This is a genomic window from Chryseobacterium indologenes (assembly GCA_016025055.1).
Taxonomy (GTDB): Bacteria; Bacteroidota; Bacteroidia; order Flavobacteriales; family Weeksellaceae; genus Chryseobacterium; species Chryseobacterium indologenes.
Map to the genome: position 1 here is coordinate 1,760,692 of CP065590.1, position 20,433 is coordinate 1,781,124.

A 20,433-nucleotide genomic window follows, 5' to 3' on the forward strand; every position below is an offset into this window, starting at 1 on the left:
CAAAAGCAAATGCGAATGACTAAGAAAAAGCATATCATTGATTTTCCTAAAGGGCGAGGGAGATATTGGTATTTATTCTGGATTGGTAAAATAAAATATGATAAACAGAGAAAGGTTGATTTGTATTTTTATAATAAACTGATGCCTGATGAATCCTGGTACAACAATATTGATTATAATAATTGGGTGGTAAAACAAGTTCCAGTATCATTCTTATCGGAATATGGAATAGGATCATTATACGATGTTGAAGAAGAAAAATTACTTCCTACATCTCAAGATAATAGTTATAATTTTACTATACCTGATTCTTATTATATGACTCAAAATAAATTTCCACTGATTGGGAATGAATATTTTATTAAGAATTCTAGCCAAATAATTGATAATAGTTTTAAATATCTAAAAGTATTTGGTAAAAATAAATTTAAAAAAAGTAGATGTATTCTTATTTCTCCTTATACTATTTTGCAGTATCTATTTTTTTATAATGACAAGTTAATAAATAAGGCTTTTTCAGGAGAGTTATTATCTGGATTCAATACGGATAATATAAAAACCTATTCTGGACTGGGTGATGATCTAGGAAAAAGATAGGGGAGCTTCACTACGACGCATCTAAATTAACAAAGCAAGAAGCTATTATATTAGCCCCCTTTTTTTTCATTAAAGACGGAAAAGGAACTAAATTTTTATGGAGTATTTATTCTCATGTACAGGAATCATTTTTCAACAATTTAAAAGAAAAAGTTTCGGTATATCTAAATCTCTCATGGGAATTTAAAAAATATAACCTTGGTGTAATTGGTAAAGAAATGTATGCATTAGATTCTGAAGGTAAAAAGGTTGATTATTTGTTAGCTTACCGGATTACAAATTTTACATTTCTAGATGAGCAGCCATATACTGTAGATGAAATACGATTATTTCCTTTCAACGCTAAAAACTCTACTAAGGACAGAGAGAATCATGATCCAATAGATGTTACACGACCTTCTCTTTCAGAAACGGAAGGGTTGTCATTAAACTTGACAAAAGATACAGCAAATAATAATCCTGCAGGAGAGGTTACCAATGATAAAATACGAAATCCTTTTTATATTCCTGTAAACATCATAAAAAGAGAAAAACAAAAAGAGGCCTATAATGTAGATTTGCAAAAAGGAGATAATGAAAATAAGGATGTAATTAGAGAGATTGAAAATTTATTAGAATTTTCTGATACAGTAAAGGAAAATGTTAAAAATTCAATTATTACTATTGGTAACTTTGAATACTTTAAAGAGGTAATTAGGATTCTTAGGGAAAATTACTTAAATGAGTCACCTAATTTTGATGTAAAAGAATTTTCAAAAAATGAAATTCCTTTACCATTTCAATTTGTTGAGATTAGTCATCTAAATAAATATATATACTTTGTTGAATTTGGGAATGGAATTATTGGTGTGTTTAATAAGGAGTTATTTCTCAGGATATCTGTAGAAAACTTATTTTTATTAGGTTCTGAATTTAATGATTATGAAAATGAGATAAAAGAAACATCGAAGATATTATGGTCATATATTAGAAATCATTATTCAAGAGATTATATTGCCAAGGGAATAGTGATTCAACTTGGAGCTAAACATGACCGTCCAAGGAAAGATGAAGGAAGTATTACAAGTAGGGAAGAATTGATTACAAAAGCTGCTTCAAGAACGGCTAAAAAACTTTACGAGACTAGGATAGTTAGTAATATTCTCTAAAATTTCTGTAAAACCAAAAAGGAAGACTTTCATTATCTTTAGCGAAATCAGAGTATCTTAAAGAATATTTCTTGCAAAAAGGGATAAATCTTTCGGGAATGTTATTTAGTAAAAAATATATTAGCGGTATTACCTTTCTGCGAAATTGAATTGATGTCTCTAAACTTTTGCAGTAAAACTCTTCATCAATTAAATTAAATTCTATCATAAAAGCATTTCTAACCCTAGTCCATTTGTATGAATTGGTTTTAGATTTTCCCAAGATAATGAGTAATAGTTGAATATACAAAAATGAGTATTGGGTGTGTAAGCAATATCCATTGCTTATACATTCATTCATATACTTTTGGTAATCATAAATTAAAGAGTCTACAGCCACTACTTCAAACTCTGTTCTTAGGTCAAAATTACAAAGCCAACATAAGTAAATAGGAATATTTTTATGATTGGTTTTATCCCCTATATCAAGTCTCTGGAATATAATTGGAGAATTGCAGTTGGGACAGTGATCAATCAGGTGACACTTGCACTCTGTACAGACTAAGGATGTGAGTAAACGCCAGCTTTTTTTATAGTAATATTTTTTTCTTAAGCATTTTGGACAAGCTAATAATCCATAATTTTTTCTTTTTCTATGATATATTCCAAGACTAGTGATTCCACGTGTATGTGATACTACTAGTGGAGTGTTAAAAACAATATCTTTGTATGAAATAAGATGTAAATTTAAAATATCATCTTTTGAAAGAGGTGTTATTTTTGTTAACTGGTCAATTACTGTTCTATAAATAAATTTATCTACGTCCCTATTCCAAAATGCTGTCTCTTTAAAATAAAATTTTGTAAACGAGAATGGTTTTATTTTATGAGATTGAGATAACCTAAATATCCAACTAGATAGCAATTCATCTTTTTCAGGAGGAATATACCCCGGTAATACTTTCGAATTAATAATTAAATAACTCATCTGAATATCATTTTTTTCTTTCACTAGGAGGTGTATAATCAATATTTTCGAGGATATTTTTATTTATTTTTTCAATTCCAGTTTCAATTGCTAGAATCGTAGAAAGTTCCAGTATTTTAGAAATTTCCCCCAATAAACCTTCACTTTTTGAAAGAATTAAACTACATAAAGAGTTTTCAATTAAATGTGATGGGTTCTTCAATGGAAGTATTCTTTCAAAACTAGCAAGTAGCCTTAAGTACTCTTCGTCATTATTCCATTTAGGAAGTACTTTTGGCTCAAATCTATTAGCTAATTGTGGATCAGTTTGAATTGCGTTGAATGCTTCTCGAGTGCCTGAACATACTAAAGCTATTTGTAACTCATTAGAAATATATTTGAGAACATTCAAAAACAATCTTTGTTTTGAAATTGTTCCAGCTAATAAATGTTGAATTTCATCTATAATTAAAATTTTTACATTTAATTTCTTTAGTAAATGAATAGTCCTTTGTTGGCGCATTTCTATTTTTTTCACTAGATTTATATGGAGCATATAAATTTTCAAGTATGATATTATAAAACCTCTTTTCATCTGGTTCAGGTGGTGCTTGAACCATTAATGCGGGTAAGATAAGTTCTTGTGTTTCTTCTATGATAAAAGATGGGTTGGTTGCGGTAAATTTATTAAGAAGAGCTGTTTTGCCATTGTTGGAATCCCCAATTAATAAAAGATTTGGCATTCTTAGATTGGTTGGGTAATCTCTTAAATCCTCGAGTTTTTTATGAATTTTCTTTGCTTGAGTGTAACCAATCCATTTTGGTTTTTTAACAGATTTTATACGCTCATCATCAGTCAATGTATTGACCAGTTCTTTAGTCTTATTGTGTAAATGCATCATCGTCAATTTCTTCAAATGGTTTAATTGTTAGATTGGTAATTTCTTCTATATAATTATCCTCAAATGATTTTAATGGATTGTGAAGATTTTCATTTCTTTTGTCTGAAAGCCGTGAAAATCTTTTTAATTTTTTAGTTTCACGAATTGCCATAAGTTCGATGTTTTCCATTTCTTTATATGCTTCAAAGATGGAATTTTCATTTATAGAGATATTTTGTTTTGATAATTTTGTTACAACTTCATTAAATTCCCAAATTGATATAGGAGGTTTCGATGTATCGCGATAAGGTATTTCAAAATAATCATTAATATTTGGATCGTAGAAATAAATGATACTGATGTCTCGAGGATCTCGTTTAAATATAAATTTTTGTTTTTTACTATATTTTGTTAAATCTTCTCTTGAATGGATGTACTTCCTAAGTATATCGCTGTAATAAGTAATATGGTCAATTAGTACTCCATATTCTTGTATTGTTCTTTCGAAAAATGGCATAAAATCTAGTCTTACCCTTCTTTCGTTGATAAGCTTTGGCGGTAAACCAGTTCCCAAAGTTCCATTTTCACCGAATATTCCTTTTTAAATTTTTCAAGTGGTGACATGTTAATACTGGAATGTATTTTTTTGTGATATACATTGACAATATATGTAATTAGCCACTTTTCAAGTTCGTTAATAGTGAGGGAAGCTTTAGCTTGAGAATCATAATTTTCTCGGTCCGAAACTTTAGAAAAAGTAGAGCCTGATAGATTATGAACTTCCTTAGAAATAGTACCAAACAGTCTCTCAATATTTCCTCCCCAATGAGGTGTTGCTACTGGTCTATGTTCAATGTTAATTCCATAGTTATAACACGCAAGTTTTAGCATACTTCCTCTAAATTCTTTTGCATTATCCAGATGAATGGTTGCCATCGTCCCCCAGCATGGCCAATCGCCCTTTATCCCATGTTTTTCAAGTAATAAATCTTTGCTTAATATAGAATTTGCAATACAAAGACCGGTGCCCATTTCACCTGGTGGATCAAAAGATAGATTAAAACCAACTACCATTCTACTATATACATCAATTGCGAGGGTTAAATAGGGCCTCATAAATGGTTTACGATATAATTCATCTACTAAAAAAATATCTAAGCAGGTATGATCTATCTGGACTACAGATAATGGAAAATTTGCTCCTGGAAAATTTCCTTTGATAGGTTCAAATTTATCTCTAGAGCTTTTACTTCCATATCTAGCCTTTAAAACTTCTTCTTCAGATAAACTTTTTATTCTATTTCGAACTGTATTTTCATGCGGAGGAGTCATGTCTAACTCTTTACATTTCATCTTTATTGACCGAATAACTTTTGAAATAGATTTTTTTGATGGAGTTAAATAAATTTCACCTATAGAATCGTTAATAATTTTATCAACATCTTTATTGAGCCTGCTTTTGTTTTTCCCCCTGTTTTTTTCTTTCCCGCTAGTGCAGTAACTGATCCATTTTTATTGAAAATATTTATCCATCGATAAATAGTAGAAAAATGGACATTATTTTGTTTTGCTATTTCTTTTATTTGAGGGGTTTTCAGATTATTATCTACAATGTTTTTTACAATATCATATCGAAAGCTTGCAATTTTCCATTCGCTATCTGTTAATATTTCTAAAGGTTGTAGATTTTCTTCCTCATCCTTAATAAATGGAGTTATTTCTTTTCTTTCGACAGTATAAATTATATTTGATGTTAACATCTGAAGACTAATAAGATTAACATCAACGATTTTTACGATAATTGCAGGATTACCTTTATATTTAACTTTAACTCCGGGAGCAAAATTTAATCGAGACATATAATAGAATTTAAAGTTAACTTTTTGGTTAGGTCTATTTTAATAAAATTATTAGATACCATATACCAAATTAAGAAAATTAATTCAGCTTGTTTATCGTAATCTTTTGCAGATTGAACAACTAAGTCAGAAACTGTACATTTTTTTAGTTCTTTGAGCTTTGTTCTAAGCAATACTAAGTCTTCATTTAGGATAGGAAACGCTGTTCTATCCTTGTTGATATTTTGAAAATAGTTCTTATATCTGTGTAAAAATTTATAGTTGTATAACTCTATCTCTCGATGTTCTCTAATATGAATTTCATTGGTTACTTTGAAAATTAAATTATTTCTTTGACAATATTCTTTTGCAGCTTTGAATTTTTGTTCTAGTTCGTTTTTTTTAGCTTTCAAAGTACTAGTATATTTAATTTCTACTAGTTCAGTTGGACTGCCATCAAAATGCTCAACAATAAAATCAGGAATATAAGTCCTTTGTTTTTTGTTATCATCAAAATATGTAATTTTCAAAGGTTGTTCTAAATAGTGTTTCACATTTTGATCATATTCTAACAGGAAAATATAGTCTCGTTCAAGTGATGATTCAAATTGTATTGGATTTTTGAGCTGGTCGATATTTATGATACCTGAAAGTGATGAGCTTTTTGTACCAATTTCACGAACTCGTTTGACAAAATTCGCATTCTCTTTTGTTATATTTTGGCCTGAATTTATACCATATAGAGTTTTTTTCTCAGGCTGTTTTGTAATTTGTTCCTGTAATTTCATAATATTAGTACTATTTAGTATTGTAATTTACAGGAGGTAGCTATCCGCAGCCGGGAGAAATCTCACTGGCTCATAACGGGGTCCTGTTTTTGGATGAAATGCCCGAATTTAAACGGACAGTGCTCGAAGTTATGAGACAACCTTTGGAAGATCGTGAGGTCACTATTTCCAGAGCAAGATTTACCGTGAATTATCCTGCAAGTTTTATGTTGGTTGCCTCCATGAATCCCAGCCCCAGCGGCTTTTTTCCAGATGATCCTAATAATACCTCATCTGCTTATGAAATGCAAAGGTATATGAATAAGCTTTCGGGGCCGCTCCTGGATAGAATTGATATTCATATTGAAGTACAAAAGGTCGAATTTGAACAATTATCCGAAAAAGAAAAGGGGAAAAGAGCGAGGATATCAGGAAACGGGTCCTTAAAGCGCGGGATATTCAGAATGATCGATATAAGAACCTGAACATAAGCAGCAATGCTCAAATAGGGCCTAAAGAAATTGAAGCTTTTTGTGCATTGGACGAAACTTCTTTCAGCCTTATAAAACTGGCTATGGAAAAGCTCAATCTCTCCGCAAGAGCCTATGACAGGATTTTAAAAGTTGCCAGAACCATTGCTGATCTGGAAGGAAGCGAAGAAATCCTGTCTTACCATATTTCTGAAGCCATACAGTACAGAAGCCTGGACAGGGAATTCTGGAACGGATAATCCGTGCTATGTATAGAGGGATCGGGAATATTTTTTACAAATTAATGAATCAATGTTTATACATACATGAGGGTGTATAAGTGAATGATGATGTTGAAGATTTGTTATTTAAACTAATTTTATTCAAATATTAATAATTCTGATATTTTAAAATATTAATCGTGTTTTGTGGTATATGATTGTAATTATGTAACATATGATTTGGATTATTATGTTAAATTTAATTATCTAATCAATAAACATATTCCATTATGAAAAATAATTCGTCAAAATATTAAGAGGTCCACATTAGATGGGCGAAATTGCATTTTTATTGTAAGGAAATAATGCTTTTCGAAGGTAATAACAAGTATTTCCAATGGTAATTTTTGACAATCTATGCAGGTCAGACAGGAAATATATTCATTCCTGTATTTCTGCAAAGTTCATAAACCTTTAGCCAAATCACTTTATCACATATGTTACACACAACAACACACACACAAGAGAATGTATTGCTATCCTCAGATGGCAGAGAAAATTTATTACAGAACGTTAACAACACCAATTGGGAATATCCCAGGCATGAAACATTGGAATCTCTTTTCCGAAAAACCGCAGAGCTGTACCCTGATCACACGGCTGTTGTATATCGGGAACAGAAGATAAGTTATAAAGAACTGGATCAAAGAAGCAATCAGGTTGCCAACGCATTGCTGGCTAAAGGAATCAGAGAAGGAATGTACGTTCCTGTCTGTCTGGATAGGTCTTTAGAATGGGTAGTCGCTATTCTCGGGATTATCAAAACAGGAGCTGCGTATGTCCCTATAGATCCCGCATATCCCGTGAAAAGAGTAGAGTATATCCTTTCAGACACCTCTGCCAGAGTACTAATTACTACTCACAATCTGGAAAAATATTTGTCTGAGATCGGAGAGACTGAAATACTTAATTTTGATCATATTTCTGATCTGGACGGACTGTCTACGGAGGATCCAGACATGAAGATTATGGCAGATGATATAGCATATACAATCTATACCTCCGGATCTACAGGAAAACCAAAAGGAGTAATGGTTAGTCATAATGCGATTCAACATCTTGTAACATGGCATAATTACTATTTTCATGTCGATGCTGCCTCACATCTTTCTCTGGTAGCGGGGCTTGCATTTGATATTTCAGTTTGGGAAATCTGGTCTGCGCTTACTTCAGGGGCGACTCTTCACATTGCTGACAATGAGGAAAGAACAGATGCTTCGGCATTAGTGAAATACTATCTTCAGCATGGTATAACCCACGGCTTTGTTCCCACTGTGCTGGCACCGTCAGTTATTAATGATTCTAAAAATTATGACAACCTGGCACTCAAATATTTATTTACGGCAGGAGAAAAGCTTAAACCTGTACTCACCACAGGTTTAACCTATGAGCTTGTCGATTATTACGGACCTACAGAATGTACTGTATATGCAACTTTTAAAAAAGTAAAAGATGTAGACGGAAAATATGTTTCATCGATTGGAAAGCCTATCGCCAATGCCCGTGCATATATTCTGAATGATCATATGGAACAGGTTGCAGTAGGTGCTGTAGGAGAATTATATATCAGTGGTGATCTTTTAGCTAAAGGGTATCTCAATAATGAAGAACTTACAGCAGCAAAATTTATAACAAGTCCATTCAATGGGACTGAAAGATTATATCGTACCGGGGATCTTGCAAGATGGCTGCCGGATGGCGATATTGAATTTTTAGGAAGAATAGATAATCAGGTGAAAATCAGGGGTTTCAGGGTTGAGTTGGGAGAGATAGAGCGCACACTTATCCGGCAGGAAGGAGTACAGGAGGCTATCGTTATTACAAAAGACACAGCGGGACATCATAAATATCTGGTTGCTTTTGTTGTTTCTAAATCAGGTCCTGCGAATGATGTTGCCACAATCAGAAGTGTACTTAAAGAAGAACTGCCGGGTTATATGATTCCTGCTCAGATTATTTTTATAGATCATATTCCGCTAACTCCGAATGGAAAAACAGATACAGAATTTTTAAAAAATCTGGCCGACCAGGAAGCAAGAGAATTGATTTCATTTGAACCGCCTACTAACGAGACCGAGAGAATTATAGCAGATATCTGGTCTTCAGAACTCGAACGTCCTGTTATTAATATTACAGATAACTTCTTCGAAATCGGCGGAAATTCTCTTATGGTTGCTGTAGTTGCAGTAGCATTGGAAAGAAAGCTTGATGTAAAAGTTTACCTAAGGGATCTGTATCAGTTTCCGGTACTGAAAGAGCTTTCAGAAACTTTGATAGCAAGATCTGAAGAAAAGAGAGATGCTATTCCTGTAGAAGATATAGAGCCCTATGTAGCTTTACAAAAAGATGTATACCTTGCTCCGGGAACAGTATTCGCAGGAGGTTTTGATGCTGAAAAACTGGAAAATCCAACAACAATATTTTTAACAGGAGCTACGGGATTTATAGGAATCCATCTTTTACAGGAGCTTTTGGATACTACCGATGCAGATATTCATTGTCTGGTAAGGGCTCAGGATGATTTTCATGCGATGGAAAAGATTGACCGCTGTTTCAAACAATTTCATATTTCGACAAAGTCTGAACAAAGACCAAGGATCATACCGGTGATAGGAGATTTGGCATTGCCGTCACTTGGCCTTTCTGACCAGACCTTTAAAATGCTGGCCGAAAAAGCAGATATAATTTATCATTCCGGAAGTTCAGTGAATTTTATAGAGCCTTATTCTTATATGAAAGCTCCGAATGTGGAAGGTTTGAGGGAAATTATCAAACTGGCAGGAGCCGAAAGAACCAAATGTCTTGCCTTGTTGTCCACCATATCCGTATACAGCTGGGGACATATATTTACCGGTAAAAAAATAATGTTGGAATCCGATGATATTGCTCAAAACCTTATGTCTGTAAGTAAAGATATTGGATATGTAAGGAGCAAATGGGTCATGGAAGCTATCGCAGATTTAGCCGCAAAAGAAGGGTTGCCTTTAATAACATATCGCCTCGGGTATGCAATGTGCCACAGTAAAACAGGAGCCAGTGCTCCTTACCAGTGGTGGTCGGGATTGGTGAAGAATTGTGTGGAATTTAAATCGTATCCCGCATTGACAGAATTAAGAGAAGGTCTCATCACAGTAGACTACATGACCCGATCAATTGCGTATATTACTAAAAATAAAGACGCTATCGGAAAGAAATTTAATCTGATTGCCAGCCCGGAAACCAATCTCACGTTAGAAGATTTCTTTGGCCTGATTAAAAAGTACTATCCGTTTACGTTGAATAGTTTGCCCTATAAAGAGTGGAGAAAACAATGGGAAGACAACAGTAAAAACCGACTGTATCCATTGACAAGTCTTTTCAAAGATAATATGCATGAGGGATTATCTACCGTAGAGCTGTATCAGAATACCTATGTCTGGGACTGCTCCAACGTGGTCAAGTTTCTGGAAGGCTCGGATATTCAGGAGCCGGTCTTTGATAAAAATATGCTGGATTCTTATTTAAAGTATCTCGGACTTTCTGTTTCATAAGTATACACGTAAAATGAAAAGACCAGACAGCCATGCTGTCCGGTCTTTTTCTTTTAAAAACAGAAATTAATTGACTGTAACTTTAATGACATTCTGTACAGCTGGAACAGGATATACAATTCCTACTTTTGAAATAGCCTTGCTTTCACTTTGTGGCGTTCCTCCAAATAAAGCCTGATGGTTTCCGGCGCCCGGATACTGATCAATTCCGGTGCCTGAGTCAAATAAGGCTGTTTTAGATGTAAGATCACCTTTAGTGCCGGCTTCGATACTCTGTTCATTGGCATAAAACCAGTCATTAGAGAACCCAAACATAGTAACATAGGCAATTTTATCCCCCGGATCTGCAGTAAAATTTGTGGAAATTTTATTTCCCGGAGCTACAGGTGCACTTCCTGCCACAAAAACACCTTTTACATTAGGTAAGGCCTTTAAGCTGTTTTGAAGTTTGGTTACATTTCCGAACTGTGAAATTTCTTTAAGACCCATTCCGGTATCCGTTTTTCCTACTTCATAAACCGGATTTTTATCACCGCGATAGATCACTACCAAAGCTGGAGATAGCCCGGTCATAATGCCTGTGTTGGCTGTAAGTTTTGTCATCATTTTACTGATATTTCCCATCTGGGCAATATCGGTGATCTCAGGATTGGATAAAGCGTTAGGTGTAAAGAATGGAGCATTATTCAATAACTGCGAGCCATTATAGTTGGAAACAGCCCAAACACCGGGAGAAAAAGGAGTTTCATGGGCCGTGCCGCCTGAATTATTGGTAATGGTTAATGTGAATTCGGAAGTAACATCATTATATCCGAGATTAAGCTTCATCAGTTGTGATGCATTTACATTAGGAACCAGCATTACAGGTTTACTCTCGGGCTGGCCTGTAATATTATCTTTGGTTCCGTTATCCCACAACAGTACACTTGAAGAGACATCTCCTGTGATAGCATTCCCGTTATTATCAAATAACTTGATTCCCGGCTGTTGAGAAGCAAAAAACCAGTCATTAGAAGCTCCATACATGGTTGCAAACATTAAAGACTGTGCTTTCCCTGCACTGAATTTAACAGAAACCGACTGTCCGGGTAAAATGATTGGCGGAGCTCCCGTACCCTGAAAGCTTCCACTTTGTACAAATTCTTTAGGAGTGACAACATTTTCAAAGGTAATACTTCTTTGGAAAGACATATCCGTCATATTGTTGTCAGAATTGTCACATGATGAAAGGCTAAATGCCGTAAACAGACCTACAGCAGAGGCCATGATTTTTAAAATAATTTTTTTCATAAAAGCAATTTTATAGTTATAACTGTTAATTACAACCATAGTCGGAGCCCTTATTGAATCCTGACAAAAAAAGAAAGAATAATTGTATTTTATTTTTAAGCATAGCTAATAATACGTCAAGTTTTGACGTGATGCCGGGCGATATTTGCCACAGAACGAAGAATAAACAATACTTATTTGTTCTTCGTTTTACAATTAACCAATAAAAAATATTTCTATGAGTTTTCAATGTATTGTAAAAAACACAATGGCCGAAATGAAAAATTTGTCGGCAGCAGAAATTACTGATCTCCAGAACGGTGTTTATAAGGGAGTCTGCCTACGAGGCTATTACGAAAAGGGAGATACTCCGGCTCCTGTCATATATTATTTGTCATCAACAGCTGGTACAGATGATGCAGGAAGTATTATTGAAACAGGAGGAATTAAGCTGGAACATAATTTTGCCCATGACCTGGATGTCAGTTATTTTGGGGTAAAAGGCGATGGAACCTATAATGATACACCGTTTATTTTATCCTATTTTAAGTATGTAAATGCCAACAACCTATACTGGGTGATTCCCGGAAAATGTAAAGTTGTGGTAAAGCAATCTTTTGAAATGAAAACCAGTGGAAGATGCGACGGTAAATTTATCCTTATCAAAGAGAATAGTGAAGTAGCTATAACTGTAGCCCGAAGATTTAATGGTGAAGTAGTGGATATCTCTGCATGGGAACCTGCTAACATGAAGAGGGGAAGTTTAGATGTAGGTTTTAGTAACAAAGGTATTGCTAATCTACATTTTAATTCTACAGAAATTTTAATTGATCGTGATGGTACTACTTCTGAAAAAAATTATAAAAAGAATGAGTTTATCAGAAGTAGTGAAGGTAAATTAACTACACCATTAGTTTGTTCTTATATGCAAGATAGTACTTGTAATCCGGGTGTATTGACCGTTAAGAAATATATCTTTGAAGAACATATTTCCCTAGATAACCTAAATATTGAAACTAAAGGTATCCTAAATGATATTGCATATCTATTAATTAGCAGAGATAATGTCACCCTTAATAATCCACGAATTCTGAATAAAATTAATAGCCAGGGAGCTGTTGGTCTGGAAATAAATACTTGTGCGGATATCATAATAAATAATCCTTTTATAAAAGGCTTTAGGAAAGATGAAAATGGTTATGGTATTGCAAATTATAGCTCTATAGGTGTTGTTATTAATGACGGACATGTAGTGGACTGCCGACATGCGTACACCGGTAGAAACAGTGTAGACATCACCATCAACAGAGGAGTTTGGGAAGAAGGAATAGATGATCATTGGACAGACAGATTTACAGCAAACAATACTATTGTAAAAACAGGGCAGAGTTTAGCTGCATTTCAATTTGCGGGCAATGATATTACGTTAAATTTTCCTAAAGTAAGTGGAAGTGCAAGAATACTTTTTGGAATAAGGATGGATACCCCAAGTTTAGGTGGGATTGTTAATATTAATAACCCTATATTCACAGCTAATGAAGTGGCAGGTCCAGTGGGAAAAAAAGATATTTATTTGTTCTCATATACTAGCCCAAATGGAAACATTGGAGCTCCTCTTTTGTTGGAGAAATATACACAATGCCTGGACCCTAAGCTTCCGGAAAGTCTTAATATAATCAACCCGATTATTAATACGGATGCTGATGAAGTCAGTGGATTCTATTTGGGTGTTTTGAATAGAAAATATGTTAACATTAAAAATCTGAAAATTACAGATACGATTCTCAATGCAAAGTCTACAACGACTTATACCGCAGTGCAAATTATAAAAGATAGTACTAAACAACTGGATTATAGTACGAATATAGAAATCAGTGGAAGGCTGACAACAAATGTGCTTACTACGACTACAGCGGTATATTTATATTCTATAGATACGGCTGATAAAATCCGTCGTGCCAATATATATTTAACGGATTGTTTTGGATATGGAAGAGTTGTTTTTAGTGGATCTAATCTCGAAACTTTTATTATGAATGGAGGTGATATCCATACTTTTAATATTGCTCATTCAACTTCAGACTTCAGTACCTCCAATATCCAGTTTAAAAATGTAGAATGGAAAGGAGGAACTATAGAAAATCTAAGCCATACTCTTTTTCAAAGCTGTGTTTTCACCGGAAACTACGTGTTTTCTTCTGCCGATCAGGTGTCTTTTGCTAACAATATAAAATACGCAAGTGTTTCAGGGTTGCCTGCTAATATTGTCAATAGTATGAAACCTCCTTTTGTATAATAATGTTTAATTAATTTAAAATAAACCATAGAGTCCGGTACTTCCCGGGCTCTATGTTATATCCCTTTTTTCCCTTCCAAAATCATCTGAATCATCTTAGTCTTTCTATTTTCTCTTGTTTCAGGTTTTTTTGCTTCCTCAATCCAACGGATGTATTCTTTTCTATGGGTGTAGCTCATTTTATCAAACAAGGTTTTTACTTCAGGATTTTCATTAAAAACCGAAGCGATATCTTCCGCGATTTCTACTTTTCTTTCTTCCTTATCCTCACATAAAGAGATGAAAACCTGGTTCCCAAAATTTTTCCCCAGTTTTTTCCGTACATCCTGTGTTAATCCTAAAATATGGCAGTCAGAATTCATTTTGACCAGACTACCCCTGTACTCAACCTTATTATCAAAAGTCACCTTAACTTTCACCTGACCTTTTTTGTGGAACAATTCTTCTGCAGAAAAGGGAAATTCCACAAAGGCTGCATTCATCCCCTCGTGCTGTTTGATGAGGGCTGTAAATTCTATGGGTTGAGGATTCATTATATATTGTTTTTTACATTTCAAAAATAAAAAAACCGTGAATATGGATTCACGGTTTCAAAAATATATCGGAAAAGATTATTTTTTCTTTGCTTTCTTAGGCATTGATGTAGTACCTGAGTTTTTAGTTTTTGTATCTGCAGGAGTGTTTTCCCCTCTTACAAGTTTCAACTCGTCAATTAATCTTCTTGCACCTGCATATTTGTCAATAGTCCAAAGTACAAAACGAACGTCAACGTTAATTGTTTTCTGCCATTCCTGCTCGAATACGATATCACCGCTTAGTGCCTCGCTGTTTCCATCGAATGCAATACCAATAAGGTTTCCGTCTCCGTCAATTACAGGAGAACCTGAGTTACCTCCGGTAATATCATTGTTAGATAGGAAGTTGACAGGCATATAGCCTGCAGCATCAGCATATTGTCCGAAATCTTTTAAGTTATAAAGGTCAATCACTCTTTGAGGAAGATCAAACTCTTCATCTCCTTTCTTGTATTTTCCAACAAGACCGGTCATATCTGTATAATAGTTATCTGTAATGCCGAAGTAGTTTCTGTCGTTTCTGATAGGTAGTTTATCTACAGTACCATACGTTAATCTCATTGTAGAGTTGGCATCCGGGTAGAATTTTTTCTCAGGCATAGCTTTCATTAGACCAGCTAAGAAAAGACGATTGTTTTTAGCAAAATTATCATCTACTTTCACAAATTTTTCAACACTCATCTTTTGATCAGCTACAATTCCGTTGGCTGTTTTCCATAGTGGATCCGCGTCAAGTTTCAATGCGTCCGGATTCAATAAGAAATTCGTTGCTGAAGTTTTGTTGGCAAAAATTGATGAATAAGCCATGTTAGAAACTGTTTTAGCATCCAATCCTAAAATTGTAGCTGAAGCAATATCTTTATTTTTTACTCTCATCTGGTAAAGACCGGTCATAGCAGCAAGCATTTCTCCCTCTAATGCAGGATTGAAGTTTTCATAAGCTGCTTTAATAGCGGCTTCTGTTTTAGCTTTCATTGCTAATCTTCCCTGCATATCCTGAGCAGCATACGCCTTAAGCGCTGAACCTACCTGTAAAGCAAGGGTAATATATTTTGCATTTCTTGAGAACTGAGCAGCATAGTTTCTTTCAACATTTCTGTCCGAAACCTGAGTGTAATATGCTCCGATATCTTCTAAAACACCATCGTAAGCATCATTGCCTGGCATTACAGACCATTTTCTGAATGTATCTTCGATTTTTTGTTTATCAGAAATAGTTCCGTTTTTATCTACAGCATCTATAGTTCCTTGTCTGTTTTTCCAGTAATTAGCTACTGATGCATATTGAGAAGCATAGTTAAGCTGTGTAGCTTTGTCTTTGTTCATGTATTTTTTCATGACATCCATTGCTACTTTAGAAGCTTCAACCCATGCCGGATAATCTTTGTTAACCATTTGCTGAATTCCGTAAGAAGTCAGATAACGGTTTGTTCTTCCCGGATATCCTAAAATCATAGAGAAGTCACCAGGCTTAATTCCTTTAAGAGAAACCGGAAGGAAGTGCTTGGGCTTCAAAGGAGTATTGCTTGGAGAATATTCTGCAGGGTTTCCGGCAGCATCAGCATATACTCTGAATACCGTGAAATCAGCAGTGTGTCTTGGCCATTCCCAGTTATCGGTATCACCACCAAATTTCCCTAATGAAGAAGGCGGAGCACCTACCAATCTGATATCTTTATAATCCTGGTACACAAAATAATAAAATTCGTTTCCGTTGAAGAAGTCTCTTACTACTACAGTATATTTTCCGTTTTCAGAATTTTCTGTCTGGATTGCTTTTGTTTCAGCATCAATAACAGCCTTTCTCTCAGCACCGGTCATACTGTTGTTCAATTTAGAATTGATTCTCTGGGTAGCATCATCCATTCTTACTAAAAATCTTACATACAGATCTTTAGCATTGAATTCGTCTTTCTGTTTCATTGCCCAGAATCCATTCTTTAAATAGTCTTTTTCCGGAGTAGAAGCAGCTGCAACAGCGCCATAACCACAGTGGTGATTGGTGAAAATAAGCCCTTTGTCGGAAACAATCTCACCGGTACAGAAACCACCAAAGCTTACAATAGCATCTTTTAAGCTTGAGTTGTTTACTGAATAAATCTCTTCAGGCGTAAGATGTAGACCCTCCTTTTGCATATCAACACCGTTAAGTCTTTTGATGAGCATTAGCAGCCACATCCCCTCATCCGCCCTCATCTGGGCAAAGCCCAATAAGAAAGTGAATAGTAGAAATAGTCTTTTCATTTTATATAAAAATTTTTGTGACGCTAATTTACTAATTTTTACGAGATTCTGTTCCGGAATGGTATGAAAATGGGATGATAATGCGCATGAAGAAAATGCTATTATCAGTTTTTACCCTTTTATCTTTAGGAGTTATTTTAAATTGCTCCTCAATTCCGGATAAAAATCCTTACCTCCAGCGACAATGGATGTTGGTTGCTTTCGATCATTTTTCTAAAGATCAATTGATAGCCCAAAAGGCTGAAATCAACCTGACAGCCGGAATGGAAGGAGGAAAAATCCAGGGAAGTGCATACATGGGATGTAACCGTATGTCTTTTACTTCTGAATTTAAAAAAGGAGGAAAGGTAAGAATATCAAAAGGAGTAAGTACCATGAAGGCATGTGAGGATATGACACTGGAAACAGCCTTTCAGAAAAAATTTGATGTGATGACGAAATACTCTGTAGAAGGACATTTCCTTACCTTGTCTGATGACAAAGGAAATTCGATGAAATTTGTAGCTGCTGATTGGGATTAAATAAAAACGATGAGCTTGTCATAACAAAAGTCCGCATTGCAGCGGACTTCTTTTGTTTGAAAAATCTAGTTCGGTTATCAGCTTTTTGTTGAGGCTATCAGTTTTTAGGAATAGTCTTTTTTATTTCCTGGAGAGTTGCTGTATTGGGCAACCCCGTTACGTTTGTATTTATGTTTTTAGAATTGATTGTATTACGGCTTGCCTGTCTGTTGGGAATCGTTTTTTTTATCTCTTCAATACTTGCTGTATTGGGAAGTAAGTTTCCCGAATGATCCGATTGTGCCTGAGGTTTTTTATCCTGTTTTTTAACTTCAGAACCATGATCGGAAACCAGTCCCGTTTGAGATGTTTTCTTTTCTGCCAATTCCTGGTTTTCTTTCAATAATTTTGCTTCCCGTTCTTTTATTTGTTTTACAACAAGTGTCTGATCTTCTATGGGAATAGTCTGTTTATTTTCCTGGGCATACAAAAAAGTGCCTAAAAATAACAGCGGGATTATATATACTATTTTCATAACGTTTTATTTTATATTGACTAATACCTGAATTTTTCCAATTTGATCCTGATCATAATCCTGAAGTGCTTTTCCGATGACCTGTCCTATTTTTACTTTTTTAAGATTAGCTTTCATGGCAACCCCTTCTTTTGATGAAGTCACTAAAAGATCTCCTCTTTTAATTTTTCCATTTTCAAGACAGACTTTGGTCGGAATAACGCCAATCACTCCCATAGGAATTTTATCAGAAAGATCAGCATCAATATGCTCTTCAGTAAGGAGTACTCCCGGTTTGGTCGCATATACACCCGCTACAAGAGGAGAATAGGGTTTTGACGACCTTTCCACCGTCCTGTCCGAACGGGTTGAAATCACCAGGATGTCGCCGGTTTCATATTCTGAAATATTTCCTTCTGCACTGAATGCTTCCGCCACGTCAGCACCACTGTTCTGGGTGCCTCCGTTAAAGAAACCTCTGCCGGCTTTGTTAATTCTGGCTACATCTACTGACGCACTCTGGAATATGGCAAGGTCACCTGACGCTCCCTGATGGTTGGCAAGCAGAGTAGTACCTGTACCGGTAGTGGTAACATGTACGACGGGTTGGGCATTGGCATTGTTGAAATTAGCAAATCTACCGGCTTTACCGGTACCAAAATTGGGTATAAATCCTGAAATGGCACTTCCACTTCCGTCGCATGATGCTTCAATACCATCACCATTTCCTCCGGCATTGGCTGTAATTCCGTTTCCGGATCCTTCTGATAAAGCGAGCAGTGCCGGTCCGTTTCCGGAAGGATTGGAAGCATAAAATAATCCTGCGTATCCGCCCGTTCCTGATGATAAGCCATAAATACCTGCCGTTCCGAAGTTGGCAAAGATTGAGTTTACTTCACCTTTTACTGCGGGAGAAGTTCCCTGAGTTTTATCTACTTTAAAATTTCCTGCAATTCCGTTTCCGATGGTGGTTGCGGTGATCACATCGCTTATGTTGGATTCATTAAAATTATTAAACCGTCCTGCTCGTCCTGTAGCAAAACTGGGAACCCAGGCATAAAGAGCATTTCCTGCACCGTCAATATTGGCTTCTACAGCATTACCGTCTTTACTGGCATTAGCAGTAATGGCATTGCCGTTTCCATCAGTGATCGCTACCAGTGCCGGTCCGTTTCCTGAGGTATTGGAAGCATGAAATAACCCTGCAAAACCACCTGTTCCTGAAGAAATACCAAAAATACCTGCAGCTCCGAAATTTCCGAATATTGTTTTTACTTCACCCCGTACAGCGGCTCCCACACTATTGTTATTATTAACTAAAAAAGAAGAAGCATTTCCCTGGGTATTGTCCGGAATGTTTCCATTGCCATTAGTTTCTACCTCTAATGTATTGGTAACGGTGTTGGTCTGATTAAAATTTTCAAATCTTCCTGCACGGCCTGTACTGTTGTTGAGCCCCACCTGTCCGTATACTCCGATACCGGTTCCGGCTGTGCTTGTCGCGACGAAGCCTCTTACGCCATATCCGCCTCCGTCATTCCTACCTACTACGGCTCCTGCAATGTCACTTGTTGTTCTTCCCACTATAGCTTCACCTGCGCCATTGTTATCGCCCACGATACCGGCGGAACTTTGTGCGCTTGTTATTCCGTGAAGAGCAAATCCAGCTCCCGAAGAGCTTCTGACACCAGCCCCGTTTCCGGTTGTGCTTACATTTACAACCGTTCCGTTTCCTACACTGGAAGCACTCAGAGCAACATTGTTATTGGCATTGTTGTAAATTGAAATAGAGGCAGGAATTCCATTATTGCTGGTGGCAGTAAGACCTGTTCCAGTATTGCTGTTTGCATAGACACCTGTCCCGTTTGCACTAGCGTTTCCGTATACCCCTAATCCATTGGGAGTTACCCCATATACACCCCAGCCACTTCCGTTTTGGCTTCCGTATACTCCTACACCCAATCCTCCGGTTCCGTTGTTGATACCACGTACCCCTGATGAAAAACCACCCGGCGAAGCATTGCTGACAATCCCCCTCATAGCGGCAATATTGGATGTAGTGCCCGTATTATTGCCCTCCAGGGAGGTTCCGTCTCCGTCATTTGTTAAAGAAAATAGAGTAGAAGCGTTGTTTACGGCATTGGTATAAGGAATCGTAAAGGTTGCCCCGTTGTTTCCCGCTGACTTGGCATACATAGCAAACGGAACACTTAGCAGTTGACTGGTCCCGACTATTGTATAATTATTTCCTCCCGCAGGGTCTGTTTCTGTTTTTAAATAATAGTTTCCTGAAGGCCAGTTAATGGTATTGAACGTACCTGAAAGAACAGTCCCTGTTCCTATTTCCATACTGATCAGCCCGTTGGCATTGGTATTTCCGGTGAGTCTTTCAGAATATACTTCTGCACCCGCAGGAGAGCCTTGTAATATACTGGCTTTTATTGCAATTCCCTGATTGGGCAGCAGTTGCCCGGATCCGTTTCTGATGATAGCCTGATAGCTCATTTTTTCCGGAACCTGAGCCCATCCCATTATGAGCCCGGAAAGGATCCAGAACAATAATAATATTTTTTTCAT

Annotated in this window: 15 protein-coding genes and 2 pseudogenes; 6 read left to right on the forward strand and 11 right to left on the reverse strand. The window is 35.9% G+C overall.

Going from position 1 to position 20,433, the window contains the following annotated elements; translation table 11 throughout:
- Positions 1 to 15 precede the first annotated feature (15 nt).
- Together H3Z85_07995 and H3Z85_08000 are read left to right on the forward strand one after the other, a co-directional pair.
- Entirely contained in the window at positions 16 to 597 is a 582-nt protein-coding gene (locus H3Z85_07995; GenBank protein ID QPQ53279.1) for a hypothetical protein, read from the forward strand.
- A gap of 218 nt (positions 598 to 815) precedes the next feature.
- Entirely contained in the window at positions 816 to 1,745 is a 930-nt protein-coding gene (locus H3Z85_08000) for a hypothetical protein (GenBank protein QPQ53280.1), read from the forward strand.
- Here H3Z85_08000 and H3Z85_08005 read toward each other — a convergent pair.
- From H3Z85_08005 to H3Z85_08030, 6 genes and pseudogenes are all read right to left on the reverse strand, one after another.
- A complete protein-coding gene (locus H3Z85_08005; protein ID QPQ53281.1) occupies positions 1,729 to 2,712 on the reverse strand; it encodes a TniQ family protein in 984 nt (327 codons plus the stop codon). The two genes, H3Z85_08000 and H3Z85_08005, sit on opposite strands and share 17 nt — an antisense overlap.
- A 7-nt stretch (positions 2,713 to 2,719) precedes the next feature.
- A pseudogene (locus tag H3Z85_08010) lies at positions 2,720 to 3,593 on the reverse strand (TniB family NTP-binding protein).
- A complete protein-coding gene (locus H3Z85_08015) occupies positions 3,574 to 4,146 on the reverse strand; it encodes a Mu transposase C-terminal domain-containing protein (protein QPQ53282.1) in 573 nt (190 codons plus the stop codon). The pseudogene H3Z85_08010 and the gene H3Z85_08015 overlap by 20 nt, the downstream one beginning before the upstream one ends.
- A complete protein-coding gene (locus H3Z85_08020) occupies positions 4,101 to 4,925 on the reverse strand; it encodes a transposase family protein (GenBank protein ID QPQ53283.1) in 825 nt (274 codons plus the stop codon). The genes H3Z85_08015 and H3Z85_08020 overlap by 46 nt, the downstream gene beginning before the upstream one ends.
- Before the next feature lie 59 nt (positions 4,926 to 4,984).
- Positions 4,985 to 5,431, reverse strand: a complete 447-nt coding sequence (locus H3Z85_08025; GenBank protein ID QPQ53284.1) for a helix-turn-helix domain-containing protein — start codon at positions 5,429 to 5,431, stop codon at positions 4,985 to 4,987.
- Positions 5,419 to 6,198, reverse strand: a complete 780-nt coding sequence (locus tag H3Z85_08030; GenBank protein ID QPQ53285.1) for a heteromeric transposase endonuclease subunit TnsA — start codon at positions 6,196 to 6,198, stop codon at positions 5,419 to 5,421. Before H3Z85_08030 ends, H3Z85_08025 begins: the two co-directional genes overlap by 13 nt.
- 59 nt (positions 6,199 to 6,257) lie before the next feature.
- On the opposite strand from H3Z85_08030, the pseudogene H3Z85_08035 reads away from it, so the two are divergent.
- Both H3Z85_08035 and H3Z85_08040 read left to right on the forward strand, forming a co-directional pair.
- Positions 6,258 to 6,907 (forward strand): annotated as a pseudogene (locus tag H3Z85_08035) (ATP-binding protein).
- 458 nt (positions 6,908 to 7,365) lie between these two features.
- The gene (locus H3Z85_08040) at positions 7,366 to 10,458 is read left to right on the forward strand and encodes an amino acid adenylation domain-containing protein (GenBank protein ID QPQ53286.1); all 3,093 of its coding nucleotides are present in this window, start codon (positions 7,366 to 7,368) and stop codon (positions 10,456 to 10,458) included.
- 66 nt (positions 10,459 to 10,524) lie between these two features.
- On the opposite strand, the gene H3Z85_08045 is transcribed toward H3Z85_08040, so the two are convergent.
- Complete coding sequence (locus H3Z85_08045) at positions 10,525 to 11,748, reverse strand: spondin domain-containing protein (GenBank protein QPQ53287.1); 1,224 nt, start codon at positions 11,746 to 11,748, stop codon at positions 10,525 to 10,527.
- A 256-nt stretch (positions 11,749 to 12,004) separates the two neighbouring features.
- Here H3Z85_08045 and H3Z85_08050 point away from each other — a divergent pair, with 256 nt between their 5' ends.
- Positions 12,005 to 14,023, forward strand: a complete 2,019-nt coding sequence (locus H3Z85_08050; GenBank protein QPQ53288.1) for a hypothetical protein — start codon at positions 12,005 to 12,007, stop codon at positions 14,021 to 14,023.
- Positions 14,024 to 14,079: 56 nt separating this feature from the next.
- Here the strand turns inward: H3Z85_08050 and H3Z85_08055 are convergent, their stop codons facing one another.
- Both H3Z85_08055 and H3Z85_08060 read right to left on the reverse strand, forming a co-directional pair.
- The gene (locus H3Z85_08055) at positions 14,080 to 14,556 is read right to left on the reverse strand and encodes a DUF1905 domain-containing protein (GenBank protein ID QPQ53289.1); all 477 of its coding nucleotides are present in this window, start codon (positions 14,554 to 14,556) and stop codon (positions 14,080 to 14,082) included.
- Positions 14,557 to 14,634: 78 nt separating this feature from the next.
- The gene (locus H3Z85_08060) at positions 14,635 to 16,842 is read right to left on the reverse strand and encodes a S46 family peptidase (protein QPQ53290.1); all 2,208 of its coding nucleotides are present in this window, start codon (positions 16,840 to 16,842) and stop codon (positions 14,635 to 14,637) included.
- A gap of 188 nt (positions 16,843 to 17,030) precedes the next feature.
- On the opposite strand from H3Z85_08060, the gene H3Z85_08065 reads away from it, so the two are divergent.
- Entirely contained in the window at positions 17,031 to 17,363 is a 333-nt protein-coding gene (locus H3Z85_08065; protein ID QPQ53855.1) for an META domain-containing protein, read from the forward strand.
- A 97-nt stretch (positions 17,364 to 17,460) separates the two neighbouring features.
- Here the strand turns inward: H3Z85_08065 and H3Z85_08070 are convergent, their stop codons facing one another.
- Positions 17,461 to 17,877, reverse strand: coding sequence for a hypothetical protein (locus tag H3Z85_08070; protein QPQ53291.1), 417 nt, complete (start codon positions 17,875 to 17,877; stop codon positions 17,461 to 17,463).
- Positions 17,878 to 17,883: 6 nt separating this feature from the next.
- The gene (locus H3Z85_08075; GenBank protein ID QPQ53292.1) at positions 17,884 to 20,433 is read right to left on the reverse strand and encodes a collagen-like protein; all 2,550 of its coding nucleotides are present in this window, start codon (positions 20,431 to 20,433) and stop codon (positions 17,884 to 17,886) included.

Excerpts from the sequence above, each read along its gene's own strand:
- H3Z85_08045 (QPQ53287.1), bottom strand. The coding sequence starts at position 11,748 with ATGAAAAAAATTATTTTAAAAATCATGGCCTCTGCTGTAGGTCTGTTT.
- H3Z85_08070 (QPQ53291.1), bottom strand. The coding sequence starts at position 17,877 with ATGAAAATAGTATATATAATCCCGCTGTTATTTTTAGGCACTTTTTTG.
- H3Z85_08025 (QPQ53284.1), bottom strand. The coding sequence starts at position 5,431 with ATGTCTCGATTAAATTTTGCTCCCGGAGTTAAAGTTAAATATAAAGGT.
- H3Z85_07995 (QPQ53279.1), top strand. The coding sequence starts at position 16 with ATGACTAAGAAAAAGCATATCATTGATTTTCCTAAAGGGCGAGGGAGA.
- H3Z85_08065 (QPQ53855.1), top strand. The coding sequence starts at position 17,031 with ATGTTGGTTGCTTTCGATCATTTTTCTAAAGATCAATTGATAGCCCAA.
- H3Z85_08020 (QPQ53283.1), bottom strand. The coding sequence starts at position 4,925 with ATGAAATGTAAAGAGTTAGACATGACTCCTCCGCATGAAAATACAGTT.
- H3Z85_08000 (QPQ53280.1), top strand. The coding sequence starts at position 816 with ATGTATGCATTAGATTCTGAAGGTAAAAAGGTTGATTATTTGTTAGCT.
- H3Z85_08060 (QPQ53290.1), bottom strand. The coding sequence starts at position 16,842 with ATGAAAAGACTATTTCTACTATTCACTTTCTTATTGGGCTTTGCCCAG.
- H3Z85_08050 (QPQ53288.1), top strand. The coding sequence starts at position 12,005 with ATGAAAAATTTGTCGGCAGCAGAAATTACTGATCTCCAGAACGGTGTT.
- H3Z85_08005 (QPQ53281.1), bottom strand. The coding sequence starts at position 2,712 with ATGAGTTATTTAATTATTAATTCGAAAGTATTACCGGGGTATATTCCT.
- H3Z85_08030 (QPQ53285.1), bottom strand. The coding sequence starts at position 6,198 with ATGAAATTACAGGAACAAATTACAAAACAGCCTGAGAAAAAAACTCTA.
- H3Z85_08075 (QPQ53292.1), bottom strand. The coding sequence starts at position 20,433 with ATGAAAAAAATATTATTATTGTTCTGGATCCTTTCCGGGCTCATAATG.
- H3Z85_08055 (QPQ53289.1), bottom strand. The coding sequence starts at position 14,556 with ATGAATCCTCAACCCATAGAATTTACAGCCCTCATCAAACAGCACGAG.
- H3Z85_08040 (QPQ53286.1), top strand. The coding sequence starts at position 7,366 with ATGTTACACACAACAACACACACACAAGAGAATGTATTGCTATCCTCA.